Below are 14,412 nucleotides of genomic sequence, written 5' to 3'. Positions count from 1 at the left end.
GAACCCATGGCGATCCGCGTAATGCTCGTCGACGACCAGGTGCTGCTGCGCACGGGATTCAGGATGGTGCTCGCCGCCCAGCCGGACATGGAGGTCGTCGCGGAGGCGGGCGACGGTGCCGAGGCGGTCGAGGTCCTGCGCTCCACCGCCGTCGACGTGGTGCTGATGGACGTACGCATGCCACGGCTGGACGGTGTCGAGGCGACCCGGCGCATCCGCGCGCGGACCGACCCGCCCAAGGTGCTCATCCTGACCACGTTCGACCTGGACGAGTACGCGTTCTCCGGTCTGAAGGCGGGTGCCAGCGGTTTCATGCTCAAGGACGTCCCGCCCGGCGAGCTTCTCTCCGCCATCCGCTCGGTCCACAGCGGCGACGCCGTGGTGGCGCCCTCCACGACCCGCAGGCTGCTCGACCGGTTCTCGCCGATGCTGCCGAGCGGCAGGAAGGAGCCGGAGCACAAGCACATCGAGAAGCTGACCGGGCGTGAGCGCGAGGTGATGCTGCTGGTCGCCCAGGGTCTGTCGAACGGCGAGATCGCCGGCCGCCTGGTGCTGTCCGAGGCGACCGTGAAGACCCACGTGGGCCGCATCCTCACCAAGCTGGGCCTGCGCGACCGCGTCCAGGTGGTCATCCTCGCGTACGAGACCGGGCTGGTCAGGGCCGGCGGGACGGGCTGAACCCCGGGCGCCGCGGCCGCCGGGGTCACCGCAGGACGCCCTCGGGGGCAGGCCCGCGATGTCGATATGCACGCTCACGGCTCCAGGGTGCGGGTGCGGGGGCGGCCGCGGGTTCCACTTGACGGTGGCCGTCAATCCACGGGCGTACCCGTCGGTCCGGGGTCACGCTGGACGCATGGACATCGTTCAGCAGCACATGCTCGACAGCTGTCGGGCCGCGCAGCACGGTGAGGGGCCGCCCCCGCTGCCCGGTGCACATGACCGGGAGGTCCTGCGCATGATCCGTAGGCGTATCCGCGCCTGGACTGCCGCACATCGGCCGCCCCTCCCCTGATACGGCCGCGCCGTCGCCCGTGCGCCGTCGCATGTGCGGGGGCAGGACCGGAGGGCAGACCTCCGGAACCCTGGTGTCCGGAACGTGGGCGCCCCGGACGCTCTCGTCCCGCGCGCTCAGGCCAGGCGTTCCACGAAGTCCGACACCGCCTCCCGTACGTCGTCGGCCGTCCAGTCCAGCCCCGGGGCCGCCACGGTGACCTCGGTGAACGAGAGGCCGGGCGGTCCCGCCGGAGCCGCGAACCAGCGGCGGAAGAGCGTCACGCCCGTCTCCTCGGCCTGCCGCACCGAGGCCTCGTCCAGCACGTCCGCGGTGTACGGCAGCCAGACCTGGAACTGGTGCGTGTGCGGCGGCTCGGGGTGGACCCGGAACCACGGCACCGCCGACCCGGCGAAGCCCTCGGCCAGCGCCCGGGCGACCACCCTGGCCTGTGCCACGTACGACGGCAGCCTCGGCAGCTCCCGCTCCAGGCCCAGCAGGGCCGAAAGGGCCGCCGGGTACTGCTGGAAGACCTGGCCGCCGTACCGGTGGCGCCAGGTCCTCGCCTCCTCGACCAGCGACTCGGGACCGGCGAGCACCGCTCCGGACAGGCCGTCCAGGGACTTGTAGAACGACACGTACACACTGTCGGCGAGCGCCGCGATCTCCGGCAGACCGCGCCCGAAGTGCGATGTGCACTCCCAGAGGCGCGCTCCGTCCACATGGACCACCGCGTCGCGCTCACGCGCGGCGGTCACGACGTCCTCCAGGTCCTCCCAGGAGGGCAGGACGAAGCCGGCGTCACGCAGCGGCAGTTCCAGCATCAGGGTGCCGAACGGCTCGGGGAAGTCCCTGATCTCCTCCGCGGTCGGCTGGTGGGGCCCGGTCGTCGGATGCACCGTGCGCAGCCCGCTCACCGACGCGAGTGCGCCGCCCTCGTGCACCTCCGGGTGGGACAGCGGATGCAGTGCCACGACCGGACTGCCCGTGCGCCCCGCCCAGCACCGCAGTGCGACCTGTTGGGCCATCGTCCCCGTGGGGAAGTACGCGGCGGCCTCCATGCCCAGGAGGTCCGCGGTGCGCCGCTCGACCTCTGCGACGACCCCGTCGCCGTACACATCCGTCCACTCGTCCAGGTCGTGGACCGCGGCGGCACCGGCGGCCAGTGCGGACAGTCGTTCCGCCGTCGTGTGGTCCGTCGGCATCCGGGCCAGCACCTTTCCGGACCGCTTCCACGCGGTCAGCCTGCGATGCCGCTGCTTCTGCTCATCGGTGACTCCCATGGGACGATCATGGCCCGGGCCGTCGGCGCCGCACACCCGGATTTCTCCGTCGCCAGAAGTTATCCACAGGATGTGGACAGTCGGTGGGTATGCCGAAACGCTGGCGTAGCATGCAGAGAAGTCGTCCGGTACCCCCCGCGGACTGGAACGGAAGGCCGTAGCCGCGTGAACGCATCAATTTCCAAGGAAGCCCTCGACGCGAGGGACCGCCCCGCCCGCCTCACCGTCGGCGTCGTCGGCGCGGGACGGGTGGGCCCCGCCCTCGCCGCCGCGCTCCAGCTCGCCGGGCACCGCCCGGTCGCGGTGTCGGGCGTCTCCGACGCATCGGTGCGCCGGGCAGCCGCCCTGCTCCCCGACGTCCCCCTGGTGCCCCCCGCCGAGGTCCTCGCACGCGCCGAGCTCGTGCTGCTGACCGTCCCGGACGACGCGCTGCCCGGTCTGGTCGAAGGCCTCGCCGAGACCGGCGCCGTGCGGCCGGGCCAGCTGCTCGTCCACACCTCCGGGCGGTACGGGACGAAGGTGCTCGACCCCGCGCTGCGGGCCGGCGCGCTCCCGCTCGCCCTGCATCCGGCGATGACCTTCACCGGCAGCTCCGTCGACGTCCAGCGGCTGGCGGGCTGTTCCTTCGGGGTCACCGCCCCCGAGGAGCTCAGACTCGCCGCCGAGGCGCTCGTCATCGAGATGGGCGGCGAGCCCGAATGGATCGCCGAGGAGTCCAGGCCGCTCTACCACGCGGCACTCGCGCTCGGGGCGAACCACCTGGTCACCCTCGTCGCACAGTCGATGGATCTGCTCCGCCAGGCCGGTGTGGGCGCTCCCGACCGGATGCTCGGCCCCCTGCTCGGGGCCGCGCTCGACAACGCCCTGCGCTCCGGTGACGCGGCGCTGACCGGACCCGTCGCCCGGGGCGACGCGGGGACGGTGTCCGCGCACATCCGGGAGCTGCGGGCGCACGCACCGCAGACCGTTGCCGGATACCTCGCCATGGCGCGTGCAACGGCCGACCGGGCGCTCGACCACGGCCTGCTCAAGCCGGAGTTCGCGGAGGACCTGCTCGGCGTCCTGTCCGACAGCGGCGCCGCGACCGGAACGAACGGAACACACGGCCCGGACGAGACCGGACCGGGGGAGAAGCGATGAACACCGCACCCGCCACCCTGCTGCGCTCCGTCGCGGAGCTGGACGCCCTCGGCCGGCCCGCCGAGGCGCGTCGAGCCGTCGTCATGACGATGGGCGCGCTCCACGAAGGCCACGCCACCCTGATCCGCGCCGCGCGGGCCGCCGCGGGACCGGGCGGGCAGGTCGTGGTCACCGCCTTCGTCAACCCGCTCCAGTTCGGCGAGGCCGCCGATCTCGACCGTTATCCCCGCACCCTCGACGCCGACCTCGCCGTGGCCTCCGAGGCGGGCGCCGACGCGGTCTTCGCCCCCTCCGCCGACGAGGTCTACCCCGGCGGCGAGCCCCAGGTCAGGATCACCGCGGGTCCCATGGGCGAGCGACTGGAAGGAGCCGCCCGCCCCGGGCACTTCGACGGCATGCTCACCGTCGTGGCCAAGCTCCTCCACCTCACCCGGCCGGACGCGGCGTTCTTCGGGCAGAAGGACGCCCAGCAGCTGGCACTGGTCCGCCGCATGGTGCGCGACCTCGACTTCGGCATCGACATCGTCGCGGTGCCGACCGTCCGCGACCCGGACGGTCTCGCCCTCTCGAGCCGTAACCGCTTCCTCTCCGCCGAGGAGCGCCGGACCGCGCTGGCCCTGCCCCGGGCCCTGTTCGCCGCACGCGACAGGCTGGCCGCCCAGCAGACGCTCCATGCCCGTGCCCGGACGGTGCCGGATCGCGGGGGCCGGGCCGCCGCGCTCAACCGGCTCGGGGAGGCCCGTGCGGCCGCCGACACACAGGCCGTGGCGCTCGCCCGGCCGACCGTCGTACCCGCCGCCGTGCTGTCCGCCGCACGGGCGGTCCTGGACGAGGCGGCCGGGGAAGAGGTGCCGCTCACCCTGGACTACGTGGCGCTCGTGGACCCGGCGGACTTCACCGAGGTCCCCGACGGCCGTGTCAGTGGTGAGGTGGTCCTCGCCGTCGCGGCTCGGGTGGGAGCCACCCGCCTGATCGACAACATCCCGCTGACCCTCGGAGCCCTCACATGACCGGCATACGGCTGAGCGCACCCGCCCCCGGCTGGGCCATCGACGCGGACGTGGTCGTGGTCGGCTCCGGCGTGGCAGGTCTCACCACCGCACTGCGCTGTGCCGCGGCGGGCCTCGCGACCGTCGTCGTCACCAAGGCCCGCCTCGACGACGGCTCGACCCGCTGGGCCCAGGGCGGCATCGCAGCCGCGCTCGGCGAGGGCGACACCCCCGAGCAGCACCTCGACGACACCCTGGTCGCCGGGGCCGGCCTGTGCGACGAGACGGCGGTGCGCACCCTGGTCACCGAGGGCCCCGGCGCCGTACGCAGGCTGATCGACACCGGCGCGCACTTCGACACCACCCACACCGGGGCGATCGCGCTGACCCGCGAGGGCGGCCACCACCGCCGCCGCATCGCGCACGCGGGGGGCGACGCGACGGGTGCCGAGATCTCCCGTGCCCTGGTCGAGGCGGTCCGCTCGGCCGCCCTGCGCACCATCGAGAACGCGTTGGTCCTGGACCTGCTCACGGACGCCGAAGGCCGTACCGAGGGCGTCACCCTGCACGTCATGGGCGAGGGGCAGCACGACGGCGTCGGCGCCGTCCGCGCCCCGGCCGTGGTGCTCGCCACCGGCGGCATGGGCCAGGTCTTCTCCGCCACCACCAACCCGCCGGTCTCCACGGGCGACGGGGTGGCGCTCGCGCTGCGGGCGGGCGCGGAGGTGTCGGACCTCGAGTTCGTCCAGTTCCATCCGACCGTCCTGTTTCTGGGCGCCGACTCCGAGGGCCAGCAGCCCCTGGTGTCCGAAGCGGTACGGGGTGAGGGCGCCCACCTCGTCGACGCATCCGGCACCCGCTTCATGCTCGGGCAGCACGAGCTGGCCGAACTGGCGCCCCGCGACATCGTCGCCAAGGCCATCACCCGCCGGATGCAGCTGCGGGGCGCCGAGCACATGTACCTCGACGCGCGCCACTTCGGCGCCGCCATGTGGGAGCAGCGCTTCCCGACGATCCTCGCCGCCTGCCGCGCGCACGGCATCGATCCCGTCACGCAGCCGATACCCGTGGCCCCCGCCGCGCACTACGCCTCGGGCGGCGTGCGTACGGACCTCCGCGGCCGCACGACGGTCCCCGGCCTGTACGCCTGCGGCGAGGTCGCCTGCACGGGGGTGCACGGTGCGAACCGGCTGGCGTCCAACTCCCTCCTGGAGGGCCTGGTCTTCGCCGAGCGCATCGCGGCCGACATCGTGGGCGGGCCCCGGACCGCTTCCGGTGCCGCCTCCCGGCGTACGCCCGGCGCGGCCGCGACCGCGCCCCACACCGTCCCGCTGCTCACGGCGGAGTCCCGGACGGCGATCCAGCGGATCATGACCAGGGGCGCCGGGGTCATCCGTTCCGCCGACAGCCTGGCGACCGCGGCCGGTGAGCTGGAGGAACTGCAGCGTGCCGCGGACGCCGCCGGCGAGGACGGACCGAAGGACGCCGTACCGGGGGTGGAGGCGTGGGAGGCCACGAACCTGCTCCTCGTGTCACGGGTGCTGGTCGCCGCCGCCCGTGAGCGCGAGGAGACCCGCGGCTGCCACTGGCGCGAGGACCGTCCCGACCGCGACGACTCCGCCTGGCGCCGCCACCTCGTCGTCCGTATCGCCGCCGGCGAGCCGCCCGTCGTCCGCACGACGGACAGTGCCGCGTTCCCGCCCGTACGTCCCGTAGACCCGGCAGACTCCGCAGACACAGCGCTGTCCGAACCGTCCGGCAGTCCCCGCACCAACCCCGCCGACGCCCCCGAGGAGCCGCAACCGTGAGCACGCCCGAAGAGAATCCGCGCCCCACACCCGTGGACGTACCGCTGATCCACATCGGCGCACCCGCCGAGTCCGGGGGCGGCTGCGGCGACGGCTGCGGCTGCGGCGACGGTTACGACCCCGACGGCCTGGAGTGCGGTCTCGACCCCGCCCTGGCCCAGCTCCTGGCCGACGCCGGACTGGACCCGGTGCAGGTCGAGGACATCGCCCACGTCGCGATCGAGGAGGACCTGGACGGGGGCGAGGACGTCACCACCGTGGCGACCGTCCCGGAGGACTCCGTCGCCACCGGTGACTTCACCGCGCGTGAGGCAGGCGTCGTTGCGGGTCTGCGTGTCGCCGAGGCCGTCCTGTCCATCGTCTGCACCGACGAGTTCGAGGTCGAGCGCCACGTCGAGGACGGCGACCGCGTCGTCCCCGGACAGAAGCTGCTGACCGTCACCACCCGCACCCGCGACCTGCTCACCGGCGAGCGCAGCGCGCTCAACCTGCTCTGCAGGCTCTCCGGGATCGCGACCGCGACCCGTGCCTGGGCCGATGTGCTCGAGGGCACGAAGGCGAAGGTCCGCGACACCCGGAAGACCACTCCGGGGCTGCGCGCGCTGGAGAAGTACGCGGTTCGCTGCGGAGGCGGGGTCAACCACCGCATGTCGCTGGTGGACGCGGCGCTGGTCAAGGACAACCACGTCATCGCGGCAGGCGGTGTCGCCGAGGCGTTCACGCGGGTCAGGAAGACGTTCCCGGAGCTCGCGATCGAGGTCGAGGTCGACACCCTGGAGCAGGTCCGCGAGGTGCTCGACGCGGGTGCCGACCTCATCCTGCTGGACAACTTCACGCCGTCGGCGACGGCCGAGGCGGTCGCCCTCGTCGGTGGCCGTGCGGTGCTGGAGTCCTCGGGCCGGCTGTCCCTCGACTCCGCCCGCGCCTACGCCGAGGCCGGCGTGGACTACCTGGCCGTCGGCGCCCTGACGCACTCCTCGCCGATCCTCGACATCGGCCTGGACTTCCGTGACACCGCGGCGGAGACCTACGGAGCCGGCGCCTGATGCTGCTCACCATCGACGTCGGCAACTCCCACACCGTCCTCGGCCTGTTCGACGGCGAGGAGATCGTCGAGCACTGGCGGATCTCCACCGACGCCCGCCGCACCGCCGACGAGCTGGCCGTCCTCCTCCAGGGCCTGATGGGAATGCACCCGCTGCTCGGTGTCGAACTCGGCGACGGGATCGAGGGCATCGCGATCTGTTCGACCGTCCCCGCCGTTCTGCACGAGCTCCGCGAGGTCACCCGCCGCTACTACGGCGACGTACCGGCGGTCCTCGTGGAGCCGGGCGTCAAGACGGGCGTGCCGGTCCTCACGGACAACCCGAAGGAGGTCGGCGCGGACCGCATCATCAACGCGGTCGCCGCCGTCGAGCTCTACGGCGGCCCCGCCATCGTCGTCGACCTCGGCACGGCCACGACCTTCGACGCGGTCTCCGCGCGCGGTGAGTACACGGGCGGGGTGATCGCGCCGGGCATCGAGATCTCCGTCGAGGCCCTCGGGGTGAAGGGCGCCCAGCTCCGCAAGATCGAGCTGGCACGGCCGCGCAGCGTGATCGGCAAGAACACCGTCGAGGCCATGCAGTCGGGCATCGTGTACGGCTTCGCGGGTCAGATCGACGGCGTGGTCGAGCGCATGAAGAAGGAGCTGGCGGCCGATCCCGACGAGGTCACCGTCATCGCGACCGGTGGCCTTGCTCCGATGGTGTTGGGTGAGTCCTCCGTCATCGACGAGCACGAACCCTGGCTGACGCTCATCGGGCTGCGCCTCGTCTACGAGCGCAACATCGCCAGGATGTAGACGCGCCCGTAGCCACCTGCGGGAACGACTCGGCGGCTCGGCGCCCGACGCCGCGCCGCCGAGCAGTTAGTTAAGCGGATTTTGTCCATTTAGCACGTATTGTCGCGTCATGCCCACGCCCTACGGATCACGCGGCGGCATGGCGTTCAGCGCGGACGAGCTCCGGGTGCTCCGACGCGCTCTCGCCAACGCCCTCCACCCCACGCCCCTGCCGGAAGAGGATGTCCAGGACTGCCTGCGCCTCGCGGGCGCGGTGGACGAGGCGGTGAGCGAGGCGGGTCGGCTGCGCACCTTCCTCCTCGCCGATCTCGCCCGCTACCGCGACGCGCTCCCCGGCTCGCTCAGTGGCTATCTGGAGCTGCTCCAGGACGCCCTCGCGGCCGGCTACGACCCGCGCCCCGACGACCTCGCGGCCCTGCGCGCACTGCGCGCCGGGCCGGTCGCCGCGGCCCTGCTGGAGCGCTGTCAGGAGCTTGCCGAGCGTTCGGTGCGGGCGCGTCTCGCCGGCCGCGCGGTGTCCGTCACGGCGCCCGCCCCGCGCAGCAGGCTGCTGGCCCTTCCCGGGGGCCTGTCGGCGGCCAAGGACCCCGAGCGGCCGAAGGCCCCGTCGAGGCCCGCCGTGCCCGCTCGCCCGGCGGCCCCGGGTGAGCGCCCGATGCCCAAGCCGTCCGAGGTCTTCCCGCCCCGGCGCCGGCCCGCGCCGGCGCCCCCGCCCGAGGAGCGCGCCGTCTCCTGAGCGGGCCCGGGTCCGGAGGGGGTGCCCGGGAGTGGCCGGAATGCCGGGCTCGCTACCCTGGACGGCATGGACTACGTATCCGCGCTCGTTCCCCCCGTGGTGATGGCCGTCTTCTTCATCGGCCTCGTCAGGACGATCATCAAGAGCCAGGGCGGGCCGAACAAGGCCAAGGAGGACGCCGCCGTGGACGCGGCGCTCGCCCGTGCCGAGTCGGTCAAGCAGGTTCCGAGGCCCGAGGGCGTCTGACCCGGACCGAGCACGAAGGGCGCACGGCTCCTCGGAGCTGTGCGCCCTTTTGCCGTCCAAGAATTATCCCATTCCAGACATATAGCACTAAGGTGATGCTGTGCCTCGCCAATTGGGAGAGCTGGAAGACGCCGTGATGACACGGGTCTGGCAATGGAACCGCCCGGTCACCGTGCGGGAAGTTCTCGAGGATCTTCAGCAGGAACGGTCCATCGCCTACACGACCGTGATGACGGTAATGGACAATCTCCATCAGAAGGGCTGGGTACGCCGGGAAGTGGACGGCCGGGCATATCGATATACGGCGGTCTCCACCCGCGCCGCATACTCGGCCGCACTGATGAACGAAGCCTGGTCGCAGAGCGACAACCCCGCGGCTGCGCTGGTCGCCTTCTTCGGCATGATGTCCGCGGAGCAGCGCGAGGCTCTCCGGGATGCGATCCGCGTCGTCGCGCCCACCTTCCCCGAACCGGCAGGGAGTCGTCCCGATGACGGGACCGCGGCCGATGAAGCAACGCCGGAGAGCGGGCGATAGCGTCGGGGGATGTCCTCAGAGCAGCCGCAAACCGAGCACCGTGCCGAGTCGCAAACCGGAGCACATAGCCGACCGGAAACCCGATCTCGCGCAGGTGTTCATACCGGCCCGTCGGTAAATAAGCCGGCCATCACCGTCCGCCGTGCCAGGACCAGCGATGTCGCGTCCGTACGCGGGCTCCTTGACGGCTACGTCTCCGAAGGCATCCTGCTCGACAAAGCGACGGTGACTCTTTACGAGGACATCCAGGAGTTCTGGGTGGCCGAACGCGACGAGGACGCCCGAGTCATCGGCTGCGGCGCCCTGCACGTGATGTGGGAAGACCTCGCCGAAGTACGCACTCTCGCCGTGGACCACGGCATCAAGGGTGCCGGAGTGGGACACCAGGTCCTGGACAAGCTCTTGCAGACCGCGCGCTGGCTCGGTGTCCGCAGAGTTTTCTGCCTCACGTTCGAAGTGGACTTCTTCGCCGCGCACGGCTTCACGGAGATCGGGGAGACGCCGGTCGACGGAGATGTCTACAGCGAGCTGCTGCGTTCCTATGACGAGGGTGTCGCAGAGTTCCTGGGCCTCGAACGAGTGAAGCCGAACACCTTGGGCAACAGCCGGATGCTTCTGCACCTGTGAACGGCTGAAGTCGCCGGAGCCCTATGTCCGAATCGCGCATGTTTCCCGTGCTCTTGTGCTCCTGAACCTCTCCCGGGGGTTTGTGTTTTCCGGAGAAAAGCGGTTTCCTTTCCGCGTACTCAATTTTTCGATGAAAGGAAATCCGGTGGCACAGAAGGTTCAGGTCCTTCTTGTTGATGACCTCGACGGCGGCGAGGCGGACGAGACCGTGACGTTCGCTCTGGACGGCAAGACGTACGAGATCGACCTCACCACGGCCAACGCGGACAAGCTGCGTGGCCTTCTCGAGCCGTACACCAAGAGTGGGCGTCGCACCGGCGGCCGTGCCGCCACCGGTCGTGGCAAGGGCCGCGCAGTCACCGGTGGCAACAAGGACACGGCCGAGATCCGTAGGTGGGCGCGCGAGAACGGCCACAACGTGAATGACCGCGGCCGCGTTCCCGCCGAGATCCGTGAGGCCTACGAGAAGGCCAACGGCTGACCTGTCGGCCGATGGGTCCACAGGTACCTCCTGGCATGCGCCAGCCTGGCACGGTGGCATTCCGTGGCCGCCGCGTCCACGAGTCGTACGAGATCGGGAGCATCCCCACCCCTGCTCCCGAGGCCTCCCAGGGCCGGGAGCGTCCGTTCCGCCTCCTTGCGCGATCCGGGGGGCCGCAGCCAGAACGCGGCCCCCGGCGAGCCCGCCGTCCTGCCCGGCGGCACCGGGGCCGTGATGTGCCCGCCGCTGCCGATCGCCGACAGGTCGAGGGCGATCCCGCCCCACTCCAGCCAGTCGAGCAGTCCCGGCAGTTCGTCGGCGGCGCCCGCGGCCACCAGCAGCCGCATCCGCTGACCCTCCAGTGCCACCGGGCCGGCGCGGCCGATCCGGCGCAGCGCCGCGTGGCCTGCCGCGGCGGGCAGCTCGAGCACGTCGAAGCTCAGCCCGGTCGGTAACCGCACGGGCGCCGTGCCTGTCGTCGCCCAGCCGAGTTCGCGGGCGTACCACTGCGCGCAGTCGTCGGAATCCTTCGGCGAGCGGGGAGGCGGGACGAGGGTGGCCATGTCCGATGAACCGCCGAAACGCCCGCGGGGTTACGCACCGTCGGTGATCGACTCCTCTGCGTGTCCGTGACGGGGGCGTGCAAAGGCATCCGGCAGCGCGAAGTTGTTCGCCCGTAGCGGAGGAAACAGGGGCGCGCCGCATGGACTGTCAGTGAGTGCGGGTAAGACATCCCTAGTGGGAAGGGGCGACACGCGGGCAAAAACGTCTCACGTTCGCCATCGGCGTACTGGCGAAAGGGCTATCTGCCTGGCCTGCGGGAACATCGTCTCGCACCATCGGGTTGGAGCAGTTGTCGGCGTTCGGGGCAGGAGGCCTTCGCGGGTGTCGGCAGTTGAAATGAGCGGTCCCCGCTTGCGGGACTAAGCTGCGGAAGGACAGGGAGGGGACCGACCCCTTACTGCCTGACCGCTCTGAGGAGCGATTAACGATGTTCGAGAGGTTCACCGACCGCGCGCGGCGGGTTGTCGTCCTGGCTCAGGAAGAAGCCCGGATGCTCAACCACAACTACATCGGCACCGAGCACATCCTCCTGGGCCTGATCCACGAGGGTGAGGGTGTCGCCGCTAAGGCCCTGGAGAGCCTCGGGATTTCGCTCGAGGCGGTCCGCCAGCAGGTGGAGGAGATCATCGGTCAGGGCCAGCAGGCCCCGTCCGGGCACATCCCCTTCACTCCCCGGGCCAAGAAGGTCCTGGAGCTGTCGCTCCGCGAGGCACTTCAGCTCGGCCACAACTACATCGGCACCGAGCACATCCTGCTCGGCCTGATCCGCGAGGGCGAGGGCGTCGCCGCCCAGGTCCTCGTGAAGCTGGGCGCCGACCTGAACCGGGTGCGGCAGCAGGTCATCCAGCTGCTCTCCGGGTACTCGGGAGGCAAGGAGGCCGCCACAGCGGGCGGCCCCGCGGAGGGCACACCCTCCACGTCCCTGGTGCTCGACCAGTTCGGCCGGAATCTCACCCAGGCCGCTCGCGAATCCAAGCTCGACCCGGTCATCGGGCGCGAGAAGGAGATCGAGCGGGTCATGCAGGTGCTGTCCCGTCGTACGAAGAACAACCCGGTTCTCATCGGCGAGCCCGGCGTCGGCAAGACGGCGGTCGTCGAGGGCCTGGCCCAGGCCATCGTCAAGGGCGAGGTGCCCGAGACCCTCAAGGACAAGCACCTCTACACCCTGGACCTCGGCGCCCTGGTGGCGGGTTCCCGCTACCGAGGTGACTTCGAGGAGCGCCTGAAGAAGGTCCTCAAGGAGATCCGCACCCGCGGCGACATCATCCTGTTCATCGACGAGCTCCACACCCTGGTGGGTGCGGGTGCCGCCGAGGGCGCGATCGACGCGGCGAGCATCCTCAAGCCCATGTTGGCGCGGGGCGAGCTCCAGACCATCGGTGCCACGACGCTCGACGAGTACCGCAAGCACCTGGAGAAGGACGCCGCGCTCGAGCGCCGCTTCCAGCCCATCCAGGTCGCGGAGCCGACGCTGCCGCACACGATCGAGATCCTCAAGGGTCTGCGTGACCGTTACGAGGCCCACCACAGGGTCTCCATCACGGACGAGGCGCTGGTCCAGGCCGCCACCCTGGCCGACCGGTACATCTCGGACCGCTTCCTGCCGGACAAGGCGATCGACCTGATCGACGAGGCCGGTTCCCGGATGCGCATCCGCCGGATGACCGCGCCGCCGGACCTCCGCGAGTTCGACGAGAAGATCGCGGGCGTCCGCCGCGACAAGGAGTCGGCGATCGACTCCCAGGACTTCGAGAAGGCAGCTTCGCTCCGCGACAAGGAGAAGCAGCTGCTGGCGGCGAAGGCCAAGCGGGAGAAGGAGTGGAAGGCCGGCGACATGGACGTCGTCGCCGAGGTCGACGGCGAGCTCATCGCCGAGGTACTGGCAGCCTCCACCGGTATCCCGGTCTTCAAGCTGACGGAGGAGGAGTCCTCGCGCCTGCTGCGCATGGAGGACGAGCTCCACAAGCGCGTCATCGGCCAGAAGGACGCCATCAAGGCCCTCTCGCAGGCGATCCGCCGTACGCGAGCCGGTCTGAAGGACCCGAAGCGCCCCGGTGGCTCGTTCATCTTCGCCGGCCCGTCCGGTGTCGGTAAGACGGAGCTCTCGAAGACGCTCGCCGAATTCCTCTTCGGCGACGAGGACGCGCTGATCTCCCTCGACATGTCGGAGTTCAGCGAGAAGCACACGGTTTCCCGCCTCTTCGGTTCGCCTCCCGGTTACGTGGGTTACGAAGAGGGTGGCCAGCTCACCGAGAAGGTGCGCCGCAAGCCGTTCTCCGTCGTCCTCTTCGACGAGGTCGAGAAGGCCCACCCCGACATCTTCAATTCCCTGCTCCAGATTCTGGAGGACGGTCGTCTGACCGACTCCCAGGGCCGGGTGGTGGACTTCAAGAACACGGTCATCATCATGACGACCAACCTCGGGACCAGGGACATCTCGAAGGGCTTCAACCTGGGCTTCGCGGCTCAGGGCGACGTCAAGACGAACTACGAGCGGATGAAGGTCAAGGTCAACGAAGAGCTCAAGCAGCACTTCCGGCCCGAGTTCCTCAACCGTGTCGACGACACGGTGGTCTTCCACCAGCTCACCGAGGAAGACATCATCCAGATCGTCGACCTGATGGTCGACAAGGTGGATGAGCGCCTCAAGGACCGTGACATGGGCATCGAGCTCAGTGCCGAGGCCAAGTCGCTCCTGGCGAAGAAGGGCTACGACCCCGTGATGGGCGCCCGGCCGCTGCGCCGGACGATCCAGCGCGAGATCGAGGACATCCTCTCCGAGAAGATCCTCTTCGGCGAGCTGCGTCCCGGTCACATCGTGGTCGTGGGCACCGAGGGTGAAGGGGACGAGAAGAAGTTCTCGTTCCGCGGCGAGGAGAAGTCGGCGCTGCCCGACGTCCCGCCGATCGAGCAGGCGGCGGGCGGCGGCCCTAACCTGACGAAGGAAGCGTAGGGCGCGTAGCGCCTGAGCGTTGAAGGGGCTGCCCCGGACCGGTCACGGTCCGGGGCAGCCCCTTCTGCCGTTCGCGGCACCGGGCCCGCGGGCTGCCGGGTCCGGTCCCGCCGGGTCCGGGGGCCGGGTTCGGTGCGCGGCACCCCCGGCCGGTGACCTGGCGGGCGGGGCCTGGCGGTCGGGGCCTGGTTGGCCGTACACGATCTGCCTGCTGTC

General features: G+C 70.9%; 14 protein-coding genes. 12 read left to right on the top strand and 2 right to left on the bottom strand.

The window, feature by feature from the left end:
* Window positions 1–6: 6 nt before the first annotated feature.
* On the top strand, window positions 7–678 hold the full coding sequence (locus JOC24_RS04555) for a response regulator transcription factor (RefSeq protein WP_205018806.1): 672 nt from the start codon (window positions 7–9) through the stop codon (window positions 676–678).
* 450 nt (window positions 679–1,128) lie between these two features.
* On the opposite strand, the gene JOC24_RS04550 is transcribed toward JOC24_RS04555, so the two are convergent.
* Window positions 1,129–2,274 carry a threonine aldolase family protein gene (locus tag JOC24_RS04550; RefSeq protein WP_205018805.1) on the bottom strand — a complete coding sequence of 382 codons (1,146 nt, stop codon included), beginning with the start codon at window positions 2,272–2,274 and terminating at the stop codon, window positions 1,129–1,131.
* Window positions 2,275–2,439: 165 nt separating this feature from the next.
* Here JOC24_RS04550 and JOC24_RS04545 point away from each other — a divergent pair, with 165 nt between their 5' ends.
* The 10 genes from JOC24_RS04545 (at window position 2,440) to JOC24_RS04500 (ending at window position 10,679) form a co-directional block, all read left to right on the top strand.
* Window positions 2,440–3,414, top strand: a complete 975-nt coding sequence (locus JOC24_RS04545; RefSeq protein ID WP_205018804.1) for a Rossmann-like and DUF2520 domain-containing protein — start codon at window positions 2,440–2,442, stop codon at window positions 3,412–3,414.
* Entirely contained in the window at window positions 3,411–4,424 is a 1,014-nt protein-coding gene (panC, locus tag JOC24_RS04540) for a pantoate--beta-alanine ligase (protein WP_205018803.1), read from the top strand. Before JOC24_RS04545 ends, panC begins: the two co-directional genes overlap by 4 nt.
* The gene (locus JOC24_RS04535; protein ID WP_205018802.1) at window positions 4,421–6,211 is read left to right on the top strand and encodes an L-aspartate oxidase; all 1,791 of its coding nucleotides are present in this window, start codon (window positions 4,421–4,423) and stop codon (window positions 6,209–6,211) included. The genes panC and JOC24_RS04535 overlap by 4 nt, the downstream gene beginning before the upstream one ends.
* A complete protein-coding gene (nadC, locus tag JOC24_RS04530; protein ID WP_205018801.1) occupies window positions 6,208–7,257 on the top strand; it encodes a carboxylating nicotinate-nucleotide diphosphorylase in 1,050 nt (349 codons plus the stop codon). The genes JOC24_RS04535 and nadC overlap by 4 nt, the downstream gene beginning before the upstream one ends.
* Window positions 7,257–8,054, top strand: coding sequence for a type III pantothenate kinase (locus tag JOC24_RS04525; protein ID WP_031091045.1), 798 nt, complete (start codon window positions 7,257–7,259; stop codon window positions 8,052–8,054). Before nadC ends, JOC24_RS04525 begins: the two co-directional genes overlap by 1 nt.
* Window positions 8,055–8,193: 139 nt before the next feature.
* Window positions 8,194–8,790 carry a hypothetical protein gene (locus JOC24_RS04520; protein ID WP_205019314.1) on the top strand — a complete coding sequence of 199 codons (597 nt, stop codon included), beginning with the start codon at window positions 8,194–8,196 and terminating at the stop codon, window positions 8,788–8,790.
* A gap of 66 nt (window positions 8,791–8,856) precedes the next feature.
* On the top strand, window positions 8,857–9,036 hold the full coding sequence (locus tag JOC24_RS04515; protein WP_205018800.1) for a hypothetical protein: 180 nt from the start codon (window positions 8,857–8,859) through the stop codon (window positions 9,034–9,036).
* A 100-nt stretch (window positions 9,037–9,136) separates the two neighbouring features.
* Window positions 9,137–9,571 carry a BlaI/MecI/CopY family transcriptional regulator gene (locus JOC24_RS04510; protein ID WP_205018799.1) on the top strand — a complete coding sequence of 145 codons (435 nt, stop codon included), beginning with the start codon at window positions 9,137–9,139 and terminating at the stop codon, window positions 9,569–9,571.
* 129 nt (window positions 9,572–9,700) lie between these two features.
* Window positions 9,701–10,198, top strand: coding sequence for an amino-acid N-acetyltransferase (locus JOC24_RS04505; RefSeq protein ID WP_078597586.1), 498 nt, complete (start codon window positions 9,701–9,703; stop codon window positions 10,196–10,198).
* 145 nt (window positions 10,199–10,343) lie between these two features.
* Window positions 10,344–10,679 carry a histone-like nucleoid-structuring protein Lsr2 gene (locus JOC24_RS04500; protein WP_205018798.1) on the top strand — a complete coding sequence of 112 codons (336 nt, stop codon included), beginning with the start codon at window positions 10,344–10,346 and terminating at the stop codon, window positions 10,677–10,679.
* On the opposite strand, the gene JOC24_RS04495 is transcribed toward JOC24_RS04500, so the two are convergent.
* Window positions 10,658–11,242 (bottom strand): SCO3374 family protein, encoded by a 585-nt coding sequence (locus tag JOC24_RS04495; protein WP_205018797.1) that lies wholly within the window; start codon window positions 11,240–11,242, stop codon window positions 10,658–10,660. The genes JOC24_RS04500 and JOC24_RS04495 overlap by 22 nt on opposite strands.
* A 428-nt stretch (window positions 11,243–11,670) precedes the next feature.
* Between JOC24_RS04495 and JOC24_RS04490 the strand changes: the two genes are divergently transcribed.
* Window positions 11,671–14,196, top strand: a complete 2,526-nt coding sequence (locus JOC24_RS04490) for an ATP-dependent Clp protease ATP-binding subunit (protein WP_205018796.1) — start codon at window positions 11,671–11,673, stop codon at window positions 14,194–14,196.
* Window positions 14,197–14,412 lie beyond the last annotated feature (216 nt).

The sequence above is a fragment of the Streptomyces sp. HB132 genome (assembly GCF_016909575.1).
GTDB lineage: Bacteria > Actinomycetota > Actinomycetes > Streptomycetales > Streptomycetaceae > Streptomyces.
Note: the sequence above shows the minus strand (reverse complement) of the source record. Positions and strands in the feature narration are given on the sequence as shown.

Coding starts and splice junctions, on each gene's coding strand:
- JOC24_RS04550 (WP_205018805.1), bottom strand. CDS start 2,274: ATGGGAGTCACCGATGAGCAGAAGCAGCGGCATCGCAGGCTGACCGCG.
- JOC24_RS04515 (WP_205018800.1), top strand. CDS start 8,857: ATGGACTACGTATCCGCGCTCGTTCCCCCCGTGGTGATGGCCGTCTTC.
- panC (WP_205018803.1), top strand. CDS start 3,411: ATGAACACCGCACCCGCCACCCTGCTGCGCTCCGTCGCGGAGCTGGAC.
- JOC24_RS04555 (WP_205018806.1), top strand. CDS start 7: ATGGCGATCCGCGTAATGCTCGTCGACGACCAGGTGCTGCTGCGCACG.
- JOC24_RS04525 (WP_031091045.1), top strand. CDS start 7,257: ATGCTGCTCACCATCGACGTCGGCAACTCCCACACCGTCCTCGGCCTG.
- JOC24_RS04520 (WP_205019314.1), top strand. CDS start 8,194: ATGGCGTTCAGCGCGGACGAGCTCCGGGTGCTCCGACGCGCTCTCGCC.
- JOC24_RS04490 (WP_205018796.1), top strand. CDS start 11,671: ATGTTCGAGAGGTTCACCGACCGCGCGCGGCGGGTTGTCGTCCTGGCT.
- JOC24_RS04495 (WP_205018797.1), bottom strand. CDS start 11,242: ATGGCCACCCTCGTCCCGCCTCCCCGCTCGCCGAAGGATTCCGACGAC.
- JOC24_RS04535 (WP_205018802.1), top strand. CDS start 4,421: ATGACCGGCATACGGCTGAGCGCACCCGCCCCCGGCTGGGCCATCGAC.